This is a genomic window from Caballeronia sp. LZ028 (genome assembly GCF_031451415.1).
In the GTDB taxonomy this organism is placed as follows: domain Bacteria; phylum Pseudomonadota; class Gammaproteobacteria; order Burkholderiales; family Burkholderiaceae; genus Caballeronia; species Caballeronia zhejiangensis.
On sequence record NZ_JARUXN010000001.1, the window covers coordinates 1,545,416 to 1,568,344 of the forward strand.

Genomic DNA, 22,929 nt, shown 5'->3' on the forward strand with positions numbered 1-22,929 from the left:
AGCGATGTTTTGGCTGCCGCTCAGCTTCCGCGATAGGTGCTGTACGCCCACGGCGACACGAGCAGCGGAACGTGATAGTGCGACGAAGCATCCGCGATGCCGAAGCGCAGCACGACGCGATCGACGAAGCGCGGCTCGGGCACTTTCACGCCGAGCGCGGCGAAGTAGTCGCCTGCGTGGAACACGAGTTCGTATTCGCCGGTTTCGAAGTCGGCGCCTTCGAGCAGCGGCGCATCGGCGCGGCCGTCGTCGTTCGTGTGGATGGTCCTGATCGCGCGGCGGGCGTCGCCGTTGAGCGCGAACAGCTCGACTTTGAGGTTCGCGCCCGGGCGGCCGTGCGCGGTGTCGAGGACGTGGGTAGTGAGCTTGCCCATTCGCAGTTTCCTTGAGTTGTGCGAGATCCGGCTTTGCGCATCGATCCGAAATTCGGCACCTGATTACTCGAGGTGCGTCTGCGGCGGATCGAGGCTCCACGTCAGTGGCTACATACCCGTCGGCGTTTCAGATGCGCGCCGTGTACAGCATTGTAGGAATTCGAGACGCGCTGTGCGGCCGCGATAGGAAAGATAATGCCTGACGCATGACAGCGTCGCGTAAGCAAGACGCACGCGCTCGGAATCGCTTTTTGCCGATGCTACCCGCGCCAATAATCGGGAATATATTGCCGCCGTGAAGATGACTATGACTGCCGCTTGATTGCGTCCGATTTTTTGGCTGCGGACAGTAGCGGTGCGCGCAATATCCATGGATATTTGCCGCGTCCCGAAGACGGCGGCAGACGCTGGGTAACCGGGGCTTTTCACTGGTTTCCCAACTGTCTCTGGAGAGAGTTAGCTTATGCCACGCAGTCTTCTGGTCAAGAACGCCCACATGCTCGTCACGATGGACGAAGCGCGCCGCGAAATCGCCGATGGCGGCATGTATATCGAGGGCAATCGCATCGTGCAGGTCGGGCCGACGAGCGAACTTCCGCAATCCGCCGACGACGTACTCGACATGCGCGGTCATCTCGTGATTCCGGGCCTCGTCAACACGCACCATCACATGTATCAGAGCCTCACGCGCGCGATTCCCGCCGCGCAGAACGCCGAGCTTTTCGGCTGGCTCACGAATCTCTACAGGATCTGGGCGCATCTGACGCCCGAAATGATCCATGTCTCGACCCAGACCGCGATGGCCGAACTGCTGCTGTCCGGTTGCACGACGTCGAGCGATCACTTGTATATCTATCCGAACGGCAGCCGGCTCGACGACAGCATCGCGGCGGCGCGCGAGATCGGCATGCGGTTTCACGCGGCGCGCGGGAGCATGAGCGTCGGACAAAAGGATGGCGGCTTGCCGCCCGATTCGGTCGTCGAAAAGGAGGATGCGATTCTGAAGGATTCGCAACGCCTGATCGAGACGTATCACGACGAAGGCCGTTACGCGATGCTGCGCGTGGTGGTCGCGCCTTGTTCGCCGTTTTCGGTGAGCCGCGAATTGATGCGCGATGCGGCGCTGCTCGCTCGCGAATACGGCGTGTCGCTGCACACGCATCTGGCCGAGAACGTGAACGATGTCGCGTATAGCCGCGAGAAATTCGGCATGACGCCGGCGGAATATGCGGAGGATCTCGGCTGGGTCGGGCATGACGTGTGGCACGCGCACTGCGTGCAGCTCGACAAGGCGGGCATCGAGCTTTTTGCGCGCACAGGGACGGGTGTCGCGCATTGCCCGTGCTCGAACATGCGGCTCGCGTCCGGGATCGCGCCGATTCGCGCGATGCGCGATGCGGGCGTGCCGGTGGGTATCGGCGTGGATGGGTCGGCGTCGAACGATGGCGCGCAGATGGTCGCGGAAGTGCGGCAGGCTTTGCTCCTGCAACGCGTTGGGTTCGGGCCGGATGCGATGACTGCGCGTGAGGCGCTGGAAATTGCGACGCTCGGGGGCGCGAGGGTGCTCAATCGCGATGATATCGGGGCGCTTGCGCCGGGCATGGCGGCGGATTTTGTCTCCTTCGACCTCTCGCAGGTCGCGTTTGCCGGGGGGCTTTCTGATCCTGTCGCTGCGTTGGTGTTCTGTGCTCCGTCGCAGGTGTCGACCAGTGTTATCGACGGGAAGATCGTGGTGAAGGATGGGGTGCTTGCGACGGTGGATCTAGGCGCGGTCGTGGAGCGCCACAATCGTCTGGCGCGGGACTTGGTTCAGGCTGCTTCTTCGGGCTCTTGATCTTTCTTGGGGGCGTTGCGTGAAACCTGTGTTCGCGTCGGTCTTTTCGCACCGGGGCAACGCTAATAGACCGACGCGAACACAGGTTTCACGAACGAGCAAGGAAAGCGTTAAGGCTGATCGATCAACGACCGCGTCGCCTCGGCGACGAGCCCCCGCAACCATCGCACTTCATCCGAATAATGACACCGCTCATGCCACAACTGGTAATACTGCATCGGCGGAAAATCGAGCGGCGCGGGCACGACTGCCAGCGGCAAGAACCGCGCGTAATGGTCCGCGAACAGCCGCGTCGTCGTGAACACGAGATCCGACTTGATCAACACGTAAGGCGCGAGATTGAAGTACGGCAACGTAACGACGACATGACGCTTCAACCGTTCCCGCGCGAGATGCACGTCGATCGCGCCGCGCTGCCCGACGGAATAGGGCGTCGGCGCGAGATGCGGCGCGTTCAGGTACTGATCGAGCGTAAGCCCGCCGCGCTTCGCGAAAGGATGCGTATTGCTGACGAGACACACGATCTTGTCGACGAACAGATTCGAAAGATGCAACTGCTCGGGCGGCTCCGGCCAGTTGCCGACGACGATATCGAGTTTGCCGTCCTCCAGCGCGAGTTCGTAATCGAACGCCGGACCGAGCGAATGAAATTCGAGCGTGGCGTTGGGCGCGGCCTGCCTGAAGCGCTCGACGACAGTCGGCACGAACAGCACGTTCAGATAATCCGGACAGCCGATCCGATAGCACCGCACCGAAGTGGACGGGTCGAAATTATGCTGCTGAACCTTGATGCGCTCGATTTCACGCAGCGCGTTCTGCGTCGGTTCGAGCAGGCGCAGGCCATATTCGGTCGGCACCATGCCGGACTTGCCGCGCACGAGAAGCGGGTCGCCGGTGATGTCGCGCAAGCGCCGCAAGGCAGCGCTGATGGCGGGTTGCGACTGATTGAGCTTGACGGCCGCACGCGTCACGCTGCGTTCCATCAGGAGGGTATGCAAGACGCGCAATAAGTAAGTATCGATCGCCTCGCGTTGCTGACTCATGTTATCTCCACTATATGTTCTGGCTGATCGACGCAGGGGTGCGACATATCGTTTTTAATATGTTGCAAAAAATTCGTCAAGATGTGAGTTACCCGCGATGCCTGGGTTTGCGGGGCGCAACACATAATTTTGAGTTATCGACTTAGCGTCTCGATTTCTGTAAATTCTGCCCGCGATATGAGTTCGTGCGACATCACGCTGTCTTGCGCTCTCGAGCGGTAACTTTTTCCAGCCCGGCCTGCTCGGTGGCCGGGCGCATCTCTGGATCTCAATGGGCGACGCCATCTCCACGTCGACGACGCCACCGCGCCTGGCGTTGTCCGGTATCAGCAAGCAGTATCCGTCGGTCAAGGCGAACGACGGCGTGAATCTCGTCGTCATGCCGGGCGAAATCCACGCCGTGCTCGGCGAGAACGGCGCGGGCAAATCCACGCTGATGAAAATCATCTACGGCGCGGTGCGCCCGGATGAAGGCGAGATCCGCTGGCAGGGCGAGGCGGTCGAGATCGGCAGCCCGGCCGCCGCGCGCAAGCTCGGCATCGGCATGGTCTTTCAGCACTTTTCGCTGTTCGAGACGCTGACCGTCGCCGAAAACATCGCGCTCGCGCTCGACGAAAAGTTCGACATGAAGGCGCTCGGCAAGCGCATCCGCGATGTGTCGAAGGACTATGGCCTCGATGTCGATCCGCAGCGCCACGTCCACAGCCTGACCGTCGGCGAACGGCAGCGCGTCGAGATCGTGCGATGCCTCCTGCAGAATCCGCGGCTGCTCATCATGGACGAGCCGACGTCCGTCCTTACGCCGCAAGCCGTGCAGAAGCTTTTCAAGGTGCTGCGCCGCCTCGCGTCCGAGGGCTGCAGCATTCTCTATATCAGTCACAAGCTCGACGAAATACAGTCGCTGTGCGAAAACGCCACCGTGATGCGCGGCGGTCGCGTGACCGGCAACGTCGATCCGCGCAAGGAGACGCATGCGTCGCTCGCGCAACTGATGGTGGGCCATTCGCTGCCCGACTACACGCGCCGCGAACACCATCCCGGCGACGTGCGCCTTGCGGTGAAAAATCTGTCGGTCGCGAGTCCGGACCCGTTCGGCACGTCGCTCGACAACGTCTCGTTCGGGGTGCACGCGGGCGAGATTTTCGGGATCGCGGGCGTGTCGGGGAACGGACAGGCGGAGTTGCTCGCGGCGCTGTCGGGCGAAATCCGCGATAAACACGTCGCCGCCGATGCCGTGTCGATCTGCGGCAAGCCCGCCGCGCGTCTCACCGCGGGCGGCCGCCGGCGGCTCGGCTTCGCGTTCGTGCCGGAGGAGCGGCTCGGCCGCGGCGCGGTCCCGGCGATGTCGCTCGCCGATAACGGCCTGCTGACCGCGCATCGCGAAAACATGGTGCGCGGCGGCTGGATCAAGGCGGGCACGGTCAAGGCATTCGCGGAACGCTGCATCAAGTCGTTCGACGTGCGTTGCGGCGGCAGCGATGCGCTCGCGCAAAGTCTCTCCGGCGGCAACTTGCAGAAATTCATCGTCGGACGCGAGATTCTGCAGGAGCCGAAAGTGCTCGTGGTCGCGCAGCCGACTTGGGGCGTCGATGTCGGCGCGGCGGGTTTCATCCGCCAGCAACTGCTCGATCTGTCCGCGCGCGGCGTCGCGATTCTCGTGATTTCGGAAGAACTGGAAGAACTCTTCGATATCTGCGACCGGCTCGCCGTCATCGCGCGCGGCAAGCTCTCGCCGGTGCGCAAGACGAGCGAAACCAATGCGGAGGAGATCGGCCTCTTCATGGCCGGCCTCTTCGAAGGCAAGCCCGCGCCCGCCGTCGAATCCGACTCTCTTCAGAAGCACTAAAAGAACGATGATCTTCCCTTATCGACTCGAAGCGCGTCCGGCGCCCTCGCGCGTCATGCAGCTCGCGGTGCCGGTGGTCGCCGCCGTCGCGACGCTCGTCATCGGCTTTCTGATTTTCAGCCTCGTCGGACAGGATCCGCTGCGCGCGATGCATGCGTTCTTCATCGAGCCGCTCTCCAGCATCAACGGCTGGTCGGAGCTCGTGCTCAAGGCGTCGCCGCTGTGCCTGATCGGGCTCGGGCTCGCGGTCGGCTATCGCGCGAACGTGTGGAACATCGGCGCGGAAGGGCAGATGCTGCTCGGCGGCATCGTCGCGGGCGGCATCGCGGTCCATGTCGGCGATGCTTCCGGCTGGTGGACGCTGCCGCTGATGATGGTGGGCGGCATCGTCGGCGGAATGGTGTGGGCGGGCATTCCCGCGCTGCTCAAGAGCCGCTTCAACACGAACGAAATCCTGACGAGCCTGATGCTCACCTACGTCGCGACGCAGTTGCTCATCTATCTCGTGAGCGGTCCGTGGCGCGATCCGGAAGGCATGAACTTCCCGATCTCGGCGATGTTCGGCGACGACGCGCTCTTCCCGCGTCTCTACGGCGACTGGCACTGGACATGGCTGAAGGGCACGCGCATCAACGCGTCGGTGTTTCTGACGGCGATCGCGATTCCCTGCGTGTGGCTCTTCATGCGCAAGAGCTTCGCGGGCTTCCGGATGAACGTAGGCGGTCTCGCGCCGCTCGCCGCGCGCTACGCCGGGTTCTCCGACAAGAAGACGATCTGGACCTCGCTCCTGCTTTCCGGCGGCCTCGCGGGTCTCGCGGGCATGGGCGAAGTGGCCGGTCCGATCGGCCAGCTTCAGGCGGGCTGGTCGCCGGGCTACGGCTTCACGGCGATCATCGTCGTGTTCGTGGGGCGTCTGCATCCGGTCGGCATCGTGCTCGCCAGTCTGCTGATGGCGCTGCTTTATCTCGGCGGCGAAGCGGTGCAGACGTCGCTGCAATTGCCGCAAGCGCTCGCGGGCGTGTTTCAGGGCTTGCTGCTGTTCTGCCTGCTCGGTTGCGATCTGTTCGTGAATTTCCGCATCAAGCGCAGGACGCCTGCACATCACGCCGCTTAACGAGGTCGAGAAAAACATGGACATCAATCAAGCCAGCAATCTCGCTTCGAGCGCCGTGATCGCCGCCATCCCGCTGATGTACGCGGGCGCGGGCGAACTCGTCGCGGAAAAATCCGGCGTACTGAATCTCGGCGTCGAAGGCATGATGCTGATGGGCGCCGTCACCGGCTACGCCGTCACCGCGATCACGGGCAGCCCGTGGCTCGGCATCGTCGCGTCGGTGTTCGCCGGGCTCGCGATGGCGCTGCTCTTCGGCTTTCTCACCATCACGATGCTCGCGAATCAGGTCGCGACGGGCCTCTCGCTGACCATCTTCGGCATCGGCTTTTCGGCGTATGTCGGCAAGCCCTATACGTCGGCGGCGGTGCGCTCGACCATCGACGTGATGCCGATTCCCGGGCTGTCGAGCATTCCGGTGCTCGGCCCGGCGATCTTCTCGCTCACGCCGCTCGGCTATCTCGCGTTCATCATGTTCGCGGTGATCGGCTGGTTCCTCTACAAGACGCGGGCGGGGCTCGTGCTGCGCTCGGTCGGCGAATCGCCGGCGGTCGCGCATTCGGTCGGCTTTCCGGTCGTCGGCGTGCGCTACGGCGCGACGCTCTTCGGCGGCGCGATGGCCGGCATCGCGGGCGGCTATTACTCGATCGTCTATCTGCACGTCTGGCAGGAGCAACTGACGTCGGGGCGCGGCTGGATCGCGCTCGCGCTCGTCGTGTTCGCGACGTGGCGCCCGGGCCGGCTGCTCATCGGCGCGTTGCTGTTCGGCGCGGTGATGGCGCTGCAGTTCTACGCGCAGGCGATCGGCGTCCCGGTGCCGACGCAATTTCTCGCGATGCTGCCGTATATCGCGACGATCGTCGTGCTCGTGCTCATCTCGCGTAACCCGAACACGATCAGGCTCAACGCGCCCGCATCGCTCGGCAAGCCGTTCTTCGCGGCGAGTTGATGCCGCTGTTGTTCGCGCGCAGCATCGCGGTTCCGTTCTCATTTTTGACCGACCACACTGATGCGGGCCAAAGCAATTCGTTTGACACACAACATCGACCAGGAGAATCACAATGAATAAACCATGGCTGAAGGCGATCACCGCTACGGTCGCACTGTCCGCCACCGTCGCGGCCTTGAGCGCGCGGGCGGCGGATGCGCCGGGCGTCGCGTTCGTCTATCTCGGCAATCCGGGCGATGCAGGCTGGACCTTCGCGCACGACGCCGGCAGCAAGGAGGCCGAAGCGAAGTACGGCAGCAAGATCAAGATCACGCGCGTCGAGAACGTGCCGGAATCGGCGGACTCGGAACGCGTGTTCCGCGATCTCGCGAACAAGGGCAACAAGGTCATCTTCGCGACGAGCTTCGGCTATCAGGATTTCGCGCTGAAGGTCGCGAAGGATTTTCCGGACACCATTTTCCTGACGGCCACCGGCTTCAAGAAGGCGAAGAACTTCGGCACGTATGACGTGCGCATGTATCAGGGCGCGTATCTCGCGGGCGTCGCCGCGGGCTACGTGACGAAGACGAACACGCTCGGCTTCGTCGCGTCGGTGCCGATCCCGGAAGTGGTGCGCAACATCAACGCGTACACAATGGGCGCGCGCTCCGTGAACCCGAAGGTCCACACGAAGGTCATCTGGATCAATAGCTGGTTCGATCCGGGCAAGGAAAAGCAGGCAGCCGAAACGCTGATCGGCCAGGGTGCCGACGTCCTGCTGCAGAACACCGATTCGAACGCGACGCTCAACACCGCCGCCGAGAAGAAGGTCTTCGCGTTCGGCTGGGATTCGAACATGAAGAAGTTCGGCCCGAGCGCGCATTTGGGCTCGGTCGTCGCGCATTGGGGCGTGTATTACAACGACGTGATCCAGAAGGTGATCGACGGCAAGTGGAAGAACGATCCGGTATGGCTCGGCATTCCGCAGAAGGCCGTGGATCTCGAAGACCTGAATACCGGCGCGATTCCCGCGAAGGCAGTGCAGGCGATCTCCGCGAAGCGTGACGAGTTGCACGCAGGCAAGTGGGATGTGTTCAGCGGTCCGATCAAGGATCAGTCGGGCGCGGAGAAGGTGCCGGCCGGCAAGACGCTGACCGACCCGGAACTGCAGCGCATCAACTGGTACGTCGAAGGCGTGGACGGCTCGCTGCCGAAGTAAGCGCGCATCGTTCGCTCGCCGCAATGTAAAACCGCGCTTCGTTGCAAAACGAAGCGCGGTTTTTTCATGCGATGAGCCACGCGCATCAATCGATACGCAGTCCCACCTTGATCGTCACCTGCCAGTGCAGGATCTTGCCGTCCTCGATGTGCCCGCGCGTTTCCACCACTTCGAACCAGTGCATGTTGCGCAGCGTTTTCGACGCCTTCTCGAGCGCGACGCGCACGGCGTCATCGCTCGATTGCGGCGACGAGCCGGTCAGTTCGATCTGCTTGTAGACGTGTTCCGACATGGTGTTCTCCTTGTAGTGTGGTGGATCGGTCAGAGCGATGCGACGCGTGGCGTCGCAAGATGCTTCGAATACCGATGCAGCAAGGCACGCGCCATCACGCTTTCGCGCGTGGCTTCCATTAAAGGACAGGAACGCGTGCGGGAGTAGTCGGGGTTTGCGCGAAGCGCGCTCGGCGCACGAGCCTCGTCAGCGAGGCCCGCGTGCATCGGCAGGAACCAGGGAGGTCCGCGCAGGATCAGCGCAGCGGTCGCGAAGCGGCGTCGCCTGCGTCCTGACGGCGCGTGCCGCGACGCCTGCGCGCCGAAACCGTCGCGCCGAATTCGCTCAGGATCTGGGCGCGGGCGCGGCTCGCGAATACAAGGAAACCGAAACCGTTCCCCTCGTACCAGTAACCGCCGTTCTCGAGTCCGTCGAGCGGCTGTTCGAGCGCGTTGGTGATGGATTCGACACAACGCCTGTGCAGCTCGTCGATCGCCGGGTAGGGCGGCTGGGCGCCTCGCACGCTGCACAGAAGGACATCGAGTCCCGGCAACACATGTGCGTACAGCACCGGTTCATCCTGGGCGCGAGCCCTGGCGATCTTGGTGTCTAGCTGACCAAATGGCTTGAAATGCCGAAGCACGGCGAGAAAAGACTCGTCGCCATCAGCCTTCACGCGCTTACGCTTTTTCGGGAAGGACATAAAAACTCGCCTGAAAAAGAATTGCAAGAAACGCAGCGTCCTCATGCGGCCACTCCCGTCTTGCGCGCCGCACGTCGATCTTTTATAGCGCATCGATGTGATTAGGTCACGGTGAATCGGGCCATTCGTTTTTAGCAACGGCAAGAGCCGCTGCTCCTTCCTGGCGCACGATTCGTGCCGACGACCGTTTGGCGGCCCGCTTGGCTTCCCTCAGAGCATCTATCTCAATAATAGTCCTGCTGCACCCCACGCGAACAGCTTTCATGAAGAAAAAAGCGGGTGGACGCACCAAGGGGATAGGGTGGCCAATCAGGCAGACCCGCCCGCGCCGCGCGGGTTCCGCTGCGATGCGAGCGGGTTTGCCCGGCTAGACGCGCGGTGCGTTCTTGAGTTCGTCGCGAATCTCGCGCAGCAGCAGCACGTCTTCGGGCGTCGCGGGCGGCGGCGCGGCTTCGGCCGGCTTGCGCAGATTGTTGATGAACTTGACCATCAGAAAGATGATGAACGCGAGAATGATGAAGTTGATCAGCGTGGTGATGAACGAGCCATAGCCGAATACGGCGACGCCCGCGGTCTGCAAGTCCTTGTACGAATCGGGATTGCCTTTGAACGTTGGCGGTATCGGCCCGAGCCGGACGAACAGGTTCGAAAAGTCCAGGCCGCCGGTGGCGAGGCCGACCACCGGCATGATCAGATCTTTGACGACGGAATTGACGATCGTCGAGAATGCGCCGCCGATGATGACGCCGACCGCGAGGTCCATGACGTTGCCCTTCAGGGCGAAGTTCTTGAATTCTTCGATCATGCTCATGCGCGGCTTCCTCCAGTGTGCGTTAGACGGTTGTGCGGGCCAAGGCGGCAGCAAGGGCTATGCCGTTGGAACCCGCGCGAAACGCCGGGCGCGGCGCGTTTCGTTGCGGGCACCGACAATGATAGTCAATTCGATTGCGGCTCGCGCGGGGCGCCGGAATTCGTTCAGGCCGACGGCACGCGCCCCACGCTGATCGCCGCGCAAAAAGCCGCGTGATCCGCGACCGTCTGCGCGCCATAGCGCTCGGCCCACATCGCGTAGGCGGCGTCGAGCCGGTCGGAGTTGCCGCAATACCCGGCGATGAGCGCGGCATCGCCGGTGCGCGCGTGGGCGCGGGCGAGCAGGAGGCCGAGGCACCACGCGTAAAAGTCGAAGGTCGCGCCGTGCAGCCAGTCGACGGGAATCGAGCCGCGGATCTGCTTCATCTGGCGCACGTAGAAGTCGCGGCCGGAAATGGTCGTCCAGCCGAGCAGCGCATCCGATGAACTCTGCATCAGACGCTGACCATGCACGACCCGCCGTCCCTGATGGCGATACGGCTCCGGGAGCGGCGGCACGAACGGCGCGGCGGCCGGCACGATGCCTTCCTTCACCTGAATGAAGAGCGGATCGCCGAGCGCGCGGCCGAGCATCAGCACGAGATACGCGCGCGTGCCGACGCTGCCCACGCCGACGACGCGATGCGCGACATCCACGACGTCGTAGCGTTCGAGCATCATGCGCCATTCGCCGGCCAGCGTTTCCAGATAAGCCTTCAGGCCATCGATCACATGATTTTTCTCGGCGGCGTCGAGCGCGGTCAGGATCGGCGGATCGGCCTTGAAGCGATAGCTTTTGCCGACGGGCTCCGCGACTTTCGCGAGCATCGTCGCGTGCGAGCGCTTCATCGCGCGTTCAACGGTTTTCTCTATGGTCGCCTTCTCGTCGGAATCGAGCTTCGTGGGCGCGTCCATGTGCAGCGCGCTCGCGTAGGAGCGCATCTGCCAGAGATCGTAGGGGCTTACTTGCCAGAGTCCGGCCATCGTCGTGCGATACGCGGCGCATGCCGAACGCACGGCGCTTTCGCGCCCGGCGGCATCGACGCCATTTTCGCGCGCCGCGACGTTGATGCTCGCGGTCAGACGCTTCAAGTCCCATTCCCACGGGCCGACGAGCGTTTCGTCGAAATCGTTCAGATCGAACACGACGTCCTGGCGCGGCGTGCGAAAAAGGCCGAAATTATTGACGTGCGCGTCGCCGTCGATGATGACGTTGTGGCCGATCGAAGGCGACTTCGCCAGATCCCACGCCATCACCGTCGCGGAGCCGCGCAGGAACGCGAACGGCGACTCGGCCATGCGCTGCATCCGCAGCGGAATGAGCCGCTCCTGCCGGCCCGCGTTGCCCGCGAGCACGCGTTCCACGGGATCGGGCCGGTCCGGCTCGGGCGACCAGGCGCCGTGCGCGTCGAACGGTACCGCGTCGCGGAGTGAACGGCCCATGGCGCGGCTTTGCTCGGCCGCGCCGTTGATGGGTGTATTCGTCGAAGCGGAACCAGGGCGGGTGGACAAGGCGCGTTCTCCTTCGGCGATAAAAGGGCGTGTCGAGCGTTCGTCGAACGCAGAGCATTCGGCGCTCCCGGCGGGAAGGTTTTACACGCGCAGCGCATGACGCGGGTGCGTCTCGGTGGCGCGAACCGCATGAAGCAAGCTGCACGCCGGGCCGGGCCACGGGCACGGGATATGCTCTTTACGATCGGCTTGAAGCCGCGCAATGCCAACGCACGATCCCGACGCACTTCGCGTCAATCTTTCGAACACATCATCTCATGCCCAACGAAATCCGCATTGCCGAAGGCTCCCCGTTTCCGCTCGGCGCAACCTGGGACGGACAGGGCGTGAATTTCGCGCTGTTTTCCGCGAACGCGACCAAAGTCGAGCTGTGTCTCTTCGATGAGAAGGGCGAAAAGGAAACGCAGCGCATCGAACTGCCCGAATACACCGATGAAGTCTGGCACGTCTACGTTCACGGCCTGCAACCCGGCGCGGTCTATGGCTATCGCGTGCATGGACCGTACGAGCCCGAAGCCGGACATCGCTTCAATCCCAACAAGCTGCTGCTCGATCCGTACGCGAAGGCGCACGTGGGCGAACTGAAGTGGGACCCGGCCGTGTTCGGCTATACGCTCAACGCCGAAGGCGACGATCTCACCTTCGACGAACGCGACAGCGCGCCCTTCATGCAGAAGTGCCAGGTCGTCGATCAGGACTTCTCGTGGACGCATGCGACGCGCGTGCGCGTGCCGTGGGAGCACACGATCTTCTACGAGACGCACGTGCGCGGCTACACGAAGCTGCATCCGGCGATTCCGGAGCACATGCGCGGCACTTTCGAGGGGCTCGGACAGAAGGAAGTGGTCGATTACATCAAGAGCCTGGGCGTGACGTCGGTCGAGCTTTTGCCGATCCACGCGTTCGTCAATGACAGTTATCTGCTCGACAAGGGCCTCACGAATTACTGGGGTTACAACACGATCGGCTTTTTCGCCGCCGATCCGCGCTACTTCGCGCGCGGGCCGGGCGTCGTCGCCGAGTTCAAGGAAATGGTCGACCGGCTGCACGAGGCCGGCCTCGAAGTCATCCTCGACGTCGTGTACAACCACACCGCCGAAGGCAACGAACGCGGGCCGACGCTGTCGTTTCGCGGCATCGACAATGCGTCGTACTACCGGCTGATGCCCGAAGAATCGCGCTATTACATCAACGATACCGGCACCGGCAATACGCTCAACCTGTCGCATCCGCGCGTCCTGCAGATGGTCACCGACAGCCTGCGCTACTGGGTGACGGAGATGAACGTCGATGGCTTTCGCTTCGATCTCGCGACGATTCTCGGCCGCGAGCCCTACGGCTTCGACGAGGGCGGCGGCTTCCTCGACAGTTGCCGGCAAGACCCGATTCTCTCGAGCGTGAAGCTCATCGCGGAACCGTGGGATTGCGGTCCGGGCGGCTATCAGGTGGGCGGCTTTCCGCCGGGCTGGGCGGAATGGAACGATCGTTACCGGGACACTGTGCGCGAATTCTGGAAGGGCGACGAAGGCGTGTCGCCTGAGCTCGGCAAGCGCATCACCGCATCGGGCGACAAGTTCAACAAGCGCGGGCGCCGTCCGTGGGCGAGCGTGAACTTCATCACCGCGCACGACGGCTTCACGCTGAACGATCTCGTCTCGTACAACGAGAAGCACAACGAGGCGAACGGCGAGGACAACAAGGACGGCCATTCGGACAACAAATCGTGGAACTGCGGCGTCGAAGGTCCGACCGACGACCCCGAGATCCGCGCGCTGCGCGAGCGCCAGAAGCGCAACATGCTCGCGACGCTGCTGTTTTCGCAAGGCACGCCGATGCTGCTCGCCGGCGACGAATTCGGCCGCACGCAGAAGGGCAACAACAACGCGTATTGCCAGGACAACGACATCAGTTGGGTGAACTGGGACATCGACGACGATGGCCGCGCGCTCACGGAATTCGTGCGCAAGCTGACGACGCTGCGTCACACGCTGCCGGTGCTCAGGCGCCAGCGCTTCCTGACCGGCGAATACAACGAGGACCTGCAGGTCGCCGACGTCCGGTGGCTCGGCACGACCGGCGACGAACTCACGCAGGAGCAATGGGACGATCCGAACATGCGCTGCTTCGGCGTGGTGATGGACGGGCGCGCGCAGGCGACGGGCATCCGCAAGCCGGCATCGGATGCGACGCTGCTGCTCATCGTCAACGCGTATCACGACGTGGTCGATTTCACGCTGCCCGACATTCCGGGCCCCGACGAGTGGATTTGTCTCATCGACACCAACGCGCCGATTCGCGAGGAATTGCCGGAGTTCGGCGCGGACGATGTGTATCAGGTGACGGGCCGCTCGCTGCTCCTGTTTGCGCTTCAGCCGCGCGGCGCGACCAAGCGCATTTTCAAGCGGCTTGAAGAAGCGCTGACGGACGAAGTCCCGCCTGAAGGCGAGGCGAGTTGAGGCTCGCGTCGGCGGGGTCCGGCGCGCGAGCGGTTATCATCTGGTTTTTGCGATAGCGACAGTAGGCGGCGGGAGCCGCCTTCTTTTTTCCACGATGGCCGTATCTTTCACGCATGAACGCGCGCCTCTTCAAGGCCGCGTGGCGCCGACGGCATGATCCTGCATGCCATCCTGCGCGTCGCGAGCTGGGATCAGCTCGAGCGGATCTGGGAATTCATCGTCGGCTTCTTCAAGTTTCTCTGGGGCCTGCTGCGCTTTCTCGGCGGCGGTTGATGCGCTGATCTTCACGACGAAACGAAAAGGGCTCCGCGAAACGGAGCCCTTGTTTTTCGTACGCGAGCAGATCAGGAATCGCGCCAACTGTCGTCGTTGCTGCCGAGGTCGAGGTTTCCGCCCCCGCCGCCATCGTTCCAGTCGTTCGAGCCGTTGCCGAAATCGAGGCCGCCGCCGTTGTCGTTGCCGAAGTCGAGACCGCCGTTATCGTTCTGCGGCGGACGATCGACGGGGACTTCGCGCTCGATCACGCGATCGCGCCCATGCGAGAGCGCCTCGCCCAGCAGCACGCCGGTAAGCAATCCGCCCATGCCACCGCCGAACCCGCCGCCGCCTTGCTGGATGATGACGGGCGGCTGCTGCCCTTGCTGCGGCGGATACGGCCCTTGCTGCGGATACTGCGGCTGGCCGCGTCCGAAACGCTCGGCTTCCTGCGCATATGGCGAGCCGTTCGGTGCGCCGGCTTGCGCATAGTTGTTCGCGTTCGGATCGGGCCGGCCTTCGGCGCGCGCCTTCAGGCTTGCAACCTGATTCTCCAGATCTTCGATCGCATACGGCGGTACCGGATTCTTCGAGTTCGACAGCGATTCGACCATCTCGCGCAACTGCGTTTCCGCGCCTTCGACGTCCTTCAGCAGCGCTTCATGGCCCGGCGCGGTGGAGAGCCGCACGTCTAGTTTGAGCGTGCGCACTTCGTTGAGCAGTTCGGTTGCGCGCTTGATCTGCGAACGGCGATCGTTCTCGGCCTGACCGTCGTCGCGTGAGCGCGCACGGCGCAATCCCCAGCGCAGCACGAGCGCGATCGCCGCGATCAGGATCGCCAAACCGATCCACGCGCCCATGCCGATGCCGTGCGTCTGCGGCGCGGGCGCGGCTTGTTGCTGATTGAAGGGATTCTGTGCGCTAGACGTAGTCGCGCCGTTGTCCGATCGCGGCGAGATGCTCGCGCGCGTCGCATCGGCCTGAATGCGGGCCTGCGTGGCCGCGAAGCGCGAAGGATCGGTGAAGCTCAATGCGGGATCGAGCGATTTCGCTTGTTGCAGATGCGAAAGGGCGTCGCTGTAACGGCCTTCGCGGTCGAGAACCTGCGCGTAGAGATAATGCGCGTGCGCGTTCTTCGGATGCGCCTCAAGCACTTCGCTCAGTTGCGAGTCGGCCTTTTGCCAGTTGCCCTGCGTCATCGACTGCTCGACCTGCTGCGCGGTCGGCAACGCGAACGCGAGCGGGGATGCGAGCGACAGCGACAACGCCAGAGCCGTCAAGAACTTTTTCATGATGCGGGCCGGACGCGATGAACGTCCGTCTCCTGTCGATGCAATCGTGTACTGCTCAAGGTAACGCATATTCGTGCGACGCGTGGCTTGCCCGGCGGCTCGCCACGCATGCACTCGCCAGCACTTATTGCGCCGGCGGATTCAACTGCTTCTTCAGCGCTTCGAGACGGTCTTCGACGGAAGGCCCGCGATTGAGCGCGGCGAGCTTGTCATCGAGCGCCTTGCCGGACTTCTGGTCCGCCGAATTCAGGCGCGCATCCGAGCGGGCGTTGGCGAGCTGAACCTTGTCTTCGAGCTTCTGAAAGTCCTCCGAAAGATTCTTTCCGCCAATGCCGCCCAGCGCCGTCGCCGCGGTGTCCTTCGCCTGCGCGATCTGCTGCTTCGCCTGAAGGATGTTCGAGCGCGCGTTCAGATCGTTGCGGCGCTGACGCATGTCCGTGATCTGCTGCTTCAGATGATCGACCGAAGGCACCAGCGTCTGCAGTTCCGCGGCGAGCGCGTCGCGTTCGGTTTCGGCGTTCGCCTGCGCCGCGAGGGCTTCGCGCGCGAGGCTTTCATCGCCGGACTGCAGCGCGCGCTTCGCGCCGTCTTCGTACTTCTTCGCCTTGTCGGCGGCGGCGTCGCGCTTGCTTTGCTGCGTCGCGACCTGCGCTTCGATCTCGATGAGCGAGTTTTCCGCCTTCGCGATGCTGTCGTCGAGTTCGCGCACGATCTGGCGAGCGTCGCGCGAAGGGTCCTGCATGGTGTCGGCGGCGTCGTTCAAGAGGCCTTTGACCGTGCGCGTGATGGAATCGAAAAGCGACATGTATTTCTCCTGGAGGAAGACGGCGGCGTTCACTCGATCCACGCGCCGCGCGGCTCGAATGTGAGGCGCAATGCGCGGGATTGCAAGCGCACGCGAGCTTCGCGTGCACGCCGGGTTTACCCGCTCATTAGATCATGCCGCGGCTTAACCGGGACTTAACGGAAGGTTAAGGAGTGTAACGGCGCGCCTTGCCGGAAAAGGCAGGCAGGGCGCCGGTGGCTAGCGCTCGGTGTGCGTGTCGTCGGTCAGCGAGGCGTCGTCGCCCTCATCGGCGTCATGCTCGAGTGCGTCTTCGGATGCGGGGGGCTCGGGATGCGCCTGCGCAAGCGTGCGCGCCTGCGCTGCGCGTTTGGTCGCGCTTGCGGCGGCATCGCGGGCTTCGCGTGCGGCGGCTTTCGCAGCGACGCTCTTCAGCGCGGCGTTGAGCGCATCGGGCGCTTTGGGCGCGCGCAGCCGATCGACGATGCCCGCGACCTTGATCTGCTCGCTCGTCGCGTTGAAGTTCAGCACGGCGCGCCGCATGAGCTCGCTCACGCTGATGCCGAGGGAGTCCGCTGTATTGCTGATGGCCAGCTTCTGCGCGGGAGTCACGAAAACAACGATGCGTTCGCTGGGTTTGGTCGTCATGGGCGGCTCACAAACAGTAAGGCGATCGTAACCGGACTACGGGGACGACCGCGGCTTCGGTTCATCAAACTGCACGACATCGTTATTGCAGGCTCGCGAGAGCCGTTTCGGGAACCCGCGATCCATTCATCCATCATATCGGTTTGCGCGCGGCCGTGCGTGTGAATGGCCTCGCATCACACGCGATGAGCGTTGCGCAAAAACGGCGCGCGATCAACGACTTGTGCATTTTCTCATACGGTTGTCCACAAGGCTCTCAACACTTTCTGTGGGTAACACAACATTGGCGCGCATCTGGCGGGCTCGCGGCAATTTACTTACAAAAAAATCCTGCGCATTTTGTGGTGGCCCGCGCGAATTCTTTAAAATGCGCTGTTACCTCCGGCCGGATCCGGCCTGCACATTCGCTCGTCCCGTCTTGGCAGTCGCGTCGTTTTTCGGCGCATCGCAGCGCGGCAGCGGGCGCGCTTCATGGCGCGCCGAACGAACCCAGTCATGCCTATCATCAAACGACCCGACTCATCGAATTCCTCGCGCTACGATCGCGAACCCCGCTGGAACGACTCTCGCAACGACTCACGCAATGACTCGGGCGGCCGCGACGGCGGCGGGCGCAACGGCGGTGGCGGCCGCAATGACCGCAACGATCGCAATGACCGCGGCGGCCGGGGCCGCTCTCCGCTCGCACGCATCGCGCTCTGGTTCGCGGGACTCGCGGCCATCGGCGCGGTGATCGGCGCGCTCATCGTCGGTTATGCGCTCGTCGTCATGGGGCCGAATCTGCCGTCGCTCAATGCGCTCATCGACTATCGTCCGAAGGTGCCGCTGCGCGTCTATACGGCCGATCACGTGCTGATCGGCGAGTTCGGCGAGGAGCGCCGCAGCCTCGTGCGCTTTCAGGACATTCCCGATCAGATGAAGAAGGCGGTGCTCGCAATCGAGGATTACCGCTTCTACGATCACGGCGGCGTCGACTTCGTCGGCATCCTGCGCGCGGGCGTGACCGATCTGATGCACGGCGGCGCATCGCAAGGCGCGAGCACGATCACGATGCAGGTCGCGCGCAACTTCTTCCTGTCGAGCGAGAAAACCTATACGCGCAAGATCTACGAGATGCTGCTCGCGTACAAGATCGAGAGCGCGCTCACGAAGGATCAGATTCTCGAGCTGTACATGAACCAGATCTATCTGGGCGAGCGCGCGTACGGTTTTTCGGCTGCTGCGCGCGTGTATTTCGGCAAGGACCTGAAGGACATCACGCTTGCCGAAGCGGCGATGCTCGCGGGCCTGCCGAAAGCGCCGTCGGCGTATAACCCGGTCGTCAATCCGAAGCGCGCGAAGGTGCGTCAGCAGTACATCCTGAAGCGCATGCTCGATTTGAACTTCATCACGCGCGAACAGTTCGCTCAGGCGAGCGCCGAGGAAATTCACACGAAGTCCTCGGGCACCGAATACGGCGTGCATGCGGAATACGTCGCGGAAATGGTCCGGCAGATGATGTACGCCCAATACAAGGAAGAGACCTACACGCGCGGCCTCACGGTGACGACGACCATCGATTCCGCCGATCAGGACGCCGCGTATAAAGCCGTGCGCAAGGGCGTGATGGACTATGAGCGCCGGCATGGCTATCGCGGGCCGGAGGGCAATGTCAATCTGCCGTCGAACGCGGATGACCGCGCCGAGGCGATCGAAGACGCGCTCGTCGATCATCCGGACAACGGCGAGCTCGTCGCGGCGGTGGTCACGGCCGCGAGCCCGAAGCAGGTGAGCGCACAGTTCGTCGGCGGCGATACTGCGACGATCGCGGGCGACGGCCTGCGCTTCGTGGCGGCCGCGCTGCGCAACAACGCATCGAAGGCGCTCGCGATCAAGCCGGGCTCGATCGTGCGTCTCACGAAGGACGGCAAGGGCAACTGGCAGATCACGCAGTTGCCGCAGGTCGAAGGCGCACTGGTTTCGATGACGCCGCAGGACGGCGCGATCCGCGCGCTCGTCGGCGGCTTCGACTTCAACAAGAACAAGTTCAATCACGTTACGCAGGCATGGCGTCAGCCGGGTTCAAGCTTCAAGCCGTTCATCTATTCGGCGGCGCTCGACAAGGGTCTCGGACCGGCGACCATCATCAACGACGCGCCGCTGTATTTCCCCGCGGCGGGCGGCGGCGATGCGTGGGAGCCGAAGGACGATGACCAGCCCGACGGCCCGATGTCGATGCGCGTCGGCCTGCAGAAGTCGAAGAACCTCGTGTCGATCCGCATCCTCTCGTATATCGGCACGGGCTACGCGCAGGACTTCGTCACGCAGAAGTTCGGCTTCGACAAGGACAAGACGCCGCCTTATCTGCCGCTCGCGCTCGGCGCGGGTCTCGTCACGCCGTTGCAGTTGAGCGGTGCGTACTCGGTGTTCGCGAACGGCGGCTATCGCATTAATCCGTATCTGATCGCCGAGGTCGCCGATGCGCGCGGCACCGTGATCTCGCGCGCCAATCCGCTGATCGCGGGGAGCAGTGCGCCGCAGACGCTCGAGCCGCGCAACGCGTACATCATGAACAGCCTGCTGCATACCGTCGCGACGCAGGGCACGGGCTCGGGCACCAACGTGTTGAAGCGCAACGATCTGCAAGGCAAGACCGGCACGACCAACGACGCAAAGGATGGCTGGTTCGCGGGCTATCAGAAGCAGCTCGTCGCGGTCGCGTGGATGGGCTACGACCAGCCGAAGACGCTCGGCAGCCGCGAGTTCGGCGCGCAGCTCGCGTTGCCGATCTGGGTCGAGTACATGGGACGCGCGCTGCGTGGCATTCCGCAGGAGCAGATGGAGCGGCCGGACGGCATCACCACGGTCGATGGCGAACTCTTCTACGCCGACCGGACGCCGGGCGCGGGATTCGTCGCGAGCATCGGGCTGGATAACGCCAATCCGATGGCGGGCGATGCCACCACGATGGGCGGCGTGGGTCCGGCGGGCATGCAGGCGCCGCCCGCGCCGCAGGTTACGACCGACGAGCGCAAGCAGATCATGGATCTGTTCAGCAAGCACTAGCGATAAAAAAACGCGCCGGACTTCACAATCCGGCGCGCTTTTCTTTGGGGGGCGCGAAACTCAGTGGCCGACCGTCGCTGCCGACTTCACGTCACAGTTCACCTTGAGCGTCGACTTGTCCGCGAACGATAGCGTGAGCGGAATCGTCGAGCCGACCTTGAGCGGCTTGCCGGGCTCTTCGAGCATCAGGTGATAGCCCTTCGGCGCGAAGTTCAAGGTGCCGTGCGCGGGGACATCGACGGAATCGACCGCCGACATCGTCGCCGTGCCGTTCTTGCTCTCCGACTTGTGCATCATCGTCATGCCGAACGCGGGCGTTTCCGCGGCCGTGAGGGTCGCGGGTTTGTCGCCGTTGTTGGCGACGGTGAAGTAGCCCGATGACGGCAGGTTCGGCGGCATCGCACGAACCCAGCAATCGCGGGCCTCGAGCGTCGCGGCCTGAGCGAACGATGCGCAGACGAGCGCGCTCGCGAGTACAGCGATTTTTTTCATTGTGTCCTCACTTGACGGTGAAGTTGTAGTGGCCTTGCGTGCGATGCCCGTCGGCCGCGAACGCGCTCCATTGGACCTTGTAGACGCCCGGCGCGAGATCGGGGAGCGCGACGCTCATGTGCTTTTTGTCGCGTGCATCGACTGTGGATTTCTCGGTGTTGACTTGCGTGCCCTGCGCATTGGTGACGATGAGCTTGCTGAAGGTCGGTTCGAGTGCTTCGCCGAAGTCGATCGCAACTTCGTGCGGGGCGCTGACGGCCGCGCCGGGGCCGGGTTGTTGCAGCTTCGGCAATGCATGCGCGAATGCGAGTTGCGCGGAGCCGATGAACGCGAGCGCGAGTGCGCTGCGCATCAACGATGATGAAAGCATGATGTGTCCTTGCGTGCCCGAAACCGATGGGGGTTCAGGCGATGAACGAAGTCTGTGTTTGCCGATGCGAATCAGGCGAAGGCGGGCGGGGCGCGCGGTTGTGCGGCGGTGAGCGATGCTCGGCGAGGCGCGTCGGTGCGATGATTTGCGACGAAGGTTTCGCGCGGCGGGAGAAGGGCGGCCGCGCGATGCGGCGATACGGTCGGCGTGGGCGCGTGCGCGATGAGATCGCAATAAGCGCAGGCCTGCAGATGATCGACGGTGTCATGCTTTTGCGGATGCGTGTCGCGCGATGCCTGGGCATCGGTTGCGCACACGGACGCGAGCAACGATTCGATGCGCGCATGTTCGAGCGTTTGCGATGCGACGGGCGCGAGCGAGAGCAGCAGGATCGCGCATATCGCAGCGAACCCGCCGATCTTCCCGATGATGCCCCGACGCAAGTGATGCATGCCGATACATGGACGATGATGAACGAGCGATTATGCCATGCGGGTTTGTAGGCGCTTCGCGAGGGATGGGACGCATCGATTGATTGTTTTAGAAAATAGGGTGTTGCGGCAAAGTAAGCGATGACATATAATCTTTTCTTCGACGGACGCGGGGTGGAGCAGTCTGGCAGCTCGTCGGGCTCATAACCCGAAGGTCGTAGGTTCAAATCCTACCCCCGCAACCAATATTGGCAAGCCGTCACACCATCAAACCCGCCTTTGAGCGGGTTTTTTGTTGTCTGTCTTTTCAATGCAAATACGCCTTGTCAATCGCGCGGCCAGAACCGCGCTCGTGCGCGCCCGAGCCGCATCAAGGGTCGGCGAAAGGCTGCGGCTTCTACCACCGGTTCGCCAACTAAAGGCCTGATGCGTGCAGCGCTCGGACGCGCGATCAGAAATGAATCGCTCCTTGCGGAAGCCACGACATCGATTCGAGGGGAACCTCAGTCGAACGCTCACTCATCGCGCGCCTGCTGAAGCATCCTCAACCGCGTCCTGCCATCCGGCATGAAGTCCGTGCCGAAGCGCACAAGCCCCTCGCGTCGAAGGTGACACGCCATCGTGAAGCTCAAGAGCATGCCCGGCTCGGGCTTGTTGATCTCGATGTCGATCGCCCTCAGGCGTGGCTCGTACTCGAGCAACGTCGACTCGATCTCGGTTTTCAACTTATGCGCAGAAGCCGGCAAGTGCCGGTATATCTCGGACAGATCGTCGAGCCCATACCCGGGCAAATGCGCGAGCGCCTTGCGACGGCTGTTGAGAATCCGCTGGATGTTGTCCCGCACCGAATAGAAAGTCTGCTCTTCGGGCGAGTGATCGATGATCGCCGTTCCGTCCGCGAAGTGTCCGGTGATCCGCTCGAAGAGGCCGGGTCCCGCGCGCATCATCGTTTGACCTCGTGTTTCATGCCTGCGCTCCTTTCATTGCGTCATGCGGGCAACGGACGCATCCAGCCACGCATTGATTCCAAACCAGATCAGCCCGACCACTACGCAAGCGACTGCGATGCCGGCGAGCGGAGAGATTCGCTGCGTCCACGCACGCATAATTGGCGCTTTGACGATGACGGAGCCATCATCCTTCTGCTGCCTCTGCTCGACACGAAGCTGAGCATCGATGGCCCGTCGGAGGCGAATTTTCGCGTCGTCGCCTTCGAGGGCGAGTCTCCCCGTGAAACCGAGATCCAGCACCGCGCCGAAGATCGCGAGCAGCGCAAGCACCGGCCTGGGGTCTCGCAGCCGCTCTCGGATTCGCCGCACGAGTTCTTCGCCGGCATCGTTGGTCTCGAACTTCTCCAACTGCAACGGTCTTCACCACGCAAGTCAAGTCGATGAACGTCGAACTGAACGGTCGCGCCGCGTTGAACGAGAACGCGACCGGCCAGCCGCTTTCGACGGTGGTGCGGT

General features: G+C 63.2%; 21 protein-coding genes, 1 tRNA gene and 1 pseudogene. 9 read left to right on the top strand and 14 right to left on the bottom strand.

Going from position 1 to position 22,929, the window contains the following annotated elements:
* Window positions 1-20 precede the first annotated feature (20 nt).
* On the bottom strand, window positions 21-374 hold the full coding sequence (uraH, locus tag QCE58_RS07260; protein ID WP_034473589.1) for a hydroxyisourate hydrolase: 354 nt from the start codon (window positions 372-374) through the stop codon (window positions 21-23).
* A 463-nt stretch (window positions 375-837) separates the two neighbouring features.
* Between uraH and QCE58_RS07265 the strand changes: the two genes are divergently transcribed.
* Window positions 838-2,208 carry an 8-oxoguanine deaminase gene (locus QCE58_RS07265; RefSeq protein ID WP_033537253.1) on the top strand — a complete coding sequence of 457 codons (1,371 nt, stop codon included), beginning with the start codon at window positions 838-840 and terminating at the stop codon, window positions 2,206-2,208.
* Between the two features lie 110 nt (window positions 2,209-2,318).
* Here the strand turns inward: QCE58_RS07265 and QCE58_RS07270 are convergent, their stop codons facing one another.
* On the bottom strand, window positions 2,319-3,251 hold the full coding sequence (locus QCE58_RS07270; RefSeq protein ID WP_008349998.1) for a LysR substrate-binding domain-containing protein: 933 nt from the start codon (window positions 3,249-3,251) through the stop codon (window positions 2,319-2,321).
* 271 nt (window positions 3,252-3,522) lie between these two features.
* Between QCE58_RS07270 and QCE58_RS07275 the strand changes: the two genes are divergently transcribed.
* The 4 genes from QCE58_RS07275 to QCE58_RS07290 all read left to right on the top strand — a co-directional run bounded on the left by QCE58_RS07275 (window position 3,523) and on the right by QCE58_RS07290 (window position 8,355).
* Window positions 3,523-5,097 carry an ABC transporter ATP-binding protein gene (locus QCE58_RS07275; protein ID WP_250480482.1) on the top strand — a complete coding sequence of 525 codons (1,575 nt, stop codon included), beginning with the start codon at window positions 3,523-3,525 and terminating at the stop codon, window positions 5,095-5,097.
* Between the two features lie 7 nt (window positions 5,098-5,104).
* Entirely contained in the window at window positions 5,105-6,211 is a 1,107-nt protein-coding gene (locus tag QCE58_RS07280; protein WP_008349994.1) for an ABC transporter permease, read from the top strand.
* A 16-nt stretch (window positions 6,212-6,227) separates the two neighbouring features.
* Window positions 6,228-7,157 carry an ABC transporter permease gene (locus tag QCE58_RS07285; protein WP_008349992.1) on the top strand — a complete coding sequence of 310 codons (930 nt, stop codon included), beginning with the start codon at window positions 6,228-6,230 and terminating at the stop codon, window positions 7,155-7,157.
* A gap of 112 nt (window positions 7,158-7,269) precedes the next feature.
* On the top strand, window positions 7,270-8,355 hold the full coding sequence (locus QCE58_RS07290; RefSeq protein WP_250521082.1) for a BMP family ABC transporter substrate-binding protein: 1,086 nt from the start codon (window positions 7,270-7,272) through the stop codon (window positions 8,353-8,355).
* 85 nt (window positions 8,356-8,440) lie between these two features.
* Here QCE58_RS07290 and QCE58_RS07295 read toward each other — a convergent pair whose 3' ends face one another.
* From QCE58_RS07295 to QCE58_RS07310, 4 genes are all read right to left on the bottom strand, one after another.
* Window positions 8,441-8,647 (bottom strand): dodecin, encoded by a 207-nt coding sequence (locus QCE58_RS07295; protein WP_008349988.1) that lies wholly within the window; start codon window positions 8,645-8,647, stop codon window positions 8,441-8,443.
* A 235-nt stretch (window positions 8,648-8,882) separates the two neighbouring features.
* Window positions 8,883-9,374, bottom strand: coding sequence for a hypothetical protein (locus tag QCE58_RS07300; protein WP_008349986.1), 492 nt, complete (start codon window positions 9,372-9,374; stop codon window positions 8,883-8,885).
* 322 nt (window positions 9,375-9,696) lie between these two features.
* Window positions 9,697-10,140, bottom strand: coding sequence for a large conductance mechanosensitive channel protein MscL (gene mscL, locus QCE58_RS07305; protein WP_008349984.1), 444 nt, complete (start codon window positions 10,138-10,140; stop codon window positions 9,697-9,699).
* 164 nt (window positions 10,141-10,304) lie between these two features.
* Entirely contained in the window at window positions 10,305-11,690 is a 1,386-nt protein-coding gene (locus QCE58_RS07310) for a DUF2252 domain-containing protein (protein ID WP_175980003.1), read from the bottom strand.
* Between the two features lie 257 nt (window positions 11,691-11,947).
* Here QCE58_RS07310 and glgX point away from each other — a divergent pair, with 257 nt between their 5' ends.
* Window positions 11,948-14,146, top strand: a complete 2,199-nt coding sequence (glgX, locus tag QCE58_RS07315; RefSeq protein WP_008349981.1) for a glycogen debranching protein GlgX — start codon at window positions 11,948-11,950, stop codon at window positions 14,144-14,146.
* A 344-nt stretch (window positions 14,147-14,490) separates the two neighbouring features.
* Here glgX and QCE58_RS07320 read toward each other — a convergent pair whose 3' ends face one another.
* The 3 genes from QCE58_RS07320 to QCE58_RS07330 form a co-directional block, all read right to left on the bottom strand.
* Window positions 14,491-15,693: a lipopolysaccharide assembly protein LapB gene (locus QCE58_RS07320; protein ID WP_034473597.1), complete on the bottom strand. Its 1,203-nt coding sequence runs from the start codon at window positions 15,691-15,693 to the stop codon at window positions 14,491-14,493.
* A 124-nt stretch (window positions 15,694-15,817) separates the two neighbouring features.
* A complete protein-coding gene (locus tag QCE58_RS07325; protein WP_034473631.1) occupies window positions 15,818-16,498 on the bottom strand; it encodes a PspA/IM30 family protein in 681 nt (226 codons plus the stop codon).
* Between the two features lie 219 nt (window positions 16,499-16,717).
* Window positions 16,718-17,125, bottom strand: coding sequence for a plasmid mobilization protein (locus tag QCE58_RS07330; RefSeq protein ID WP_008349975.1), 408 nt, complete (start codon window positions 17,123-17,125; stop codon window positions 16,718-16,720).
* 495 nt (window positions 17,126-17,620) lie between these two features.
* Here QCE58_RS07330 and QCE58_RS07335 point away from each other — a divergent pair, with 495 nt between their 5' ends.
* On the top strand, window positions 17,621-20,170 hold the full coding sequence (locus QCE58_RS07335; RefSeq protein WP_250480483.1) for a penicillin-binding protein 1A: 2,550 nt from the start codon (window positions 17,621-17,623) through the stop codon (window positions 20,168-20,170).
* Between the two features lie 60 nt (window positions 20,171-20,230).
* Here the strand turns inward: QCE58_RS07335 and QCE58_RS07340 are convergent, their stop codons facing one another.
* The 3 genes from QCE58_RS07340 to QCE58_RS07350 form a co-directional block, all read right to left on the bottom strand.
* Window positions 20,231-20,662, bottom strand: a complete 432-nt coding sequence (locus tag QCE58_RS07340) for a copper chaperone PCu(A)C (protein ID WP_008349971.1) — start codon at window positions 20,660-20,662, stop codon at window positions 20,231-20,233.
* A gap of 7 nt (window positions 20,663-20,669) precedes the next feature.
* Window positions 20,670-21,032, bottom strand: a complete 363-nt coding sequence (locus QCE58_RS07345) for a copper resistance protein CopC (protein ID WP_250480484.1) — start codon at window positions 21,030-21,032, stop codon at window positions 20,670-20,672.
* Between the two features lie 71 nt (window positions 21,033-21,103).
* Window positions 21,104-21,484: a DUF2946 domain-containing protein gene (locus tag QCE58_RS07350; RefSeq protein ID WP_008349967.1), complete on the bottom strand. Its 381-nt coding sequence runs from the start codon at window positions 21,482-21,484 to the stop codon at window positions 21,104-21,106.
* Between the two features lie 147 nt (window positions 21,485-21,631).
* Here QCE58_RS07350 and QCE58_RS07355 point away from each other — a divergent pair.
* Window positions 21,632-21,708, top strand: a tRNA-Met gene (locus tag QCE58_RS07355).
* Window positions 21,709-21,978: 270 nt separating this feature from the next.
* Here the strand turns inward: QCE58_RS07355 and tssE are convergent.
* Both tssE and QCE58_RS07365 read right to left on the bottom strand, forming a co-directional pair.
* Entirely contained in the window at window positions 21,979-22,407 is a 429-nt protein-coding gene (gene tssE / locus QCE58_RS07360; protein ID WP_200889159.1) for a type VI secretion system baseplate subunit TssE, read from the bottom strand.
* Between the two features lie 36 nt (window positions 22,408-22,443).
* Complete coding sequence (locus tag QCE58_RS07365; RefSeq protein ID WP_250521084.1) at window positions 22,444-22,821, bottom strand: DotU family type IV/VI secretion system protein; 378 nt, start codon at window positions 22,819-22,821, stop codon at window positions 22,444-22,446.
* Window positions 22,822-22,832: 11 nt separating this feature from the next.
* Between QCE58_RS07365 and QCE58_RS07370 the strand changes: the two are divergent.
* Window positions 22,833-22,929: pseudogene (locus QCE58_RS07370) on the top strand (type VI secretion system lipoprotein TssJ); the annotation flags it as partial.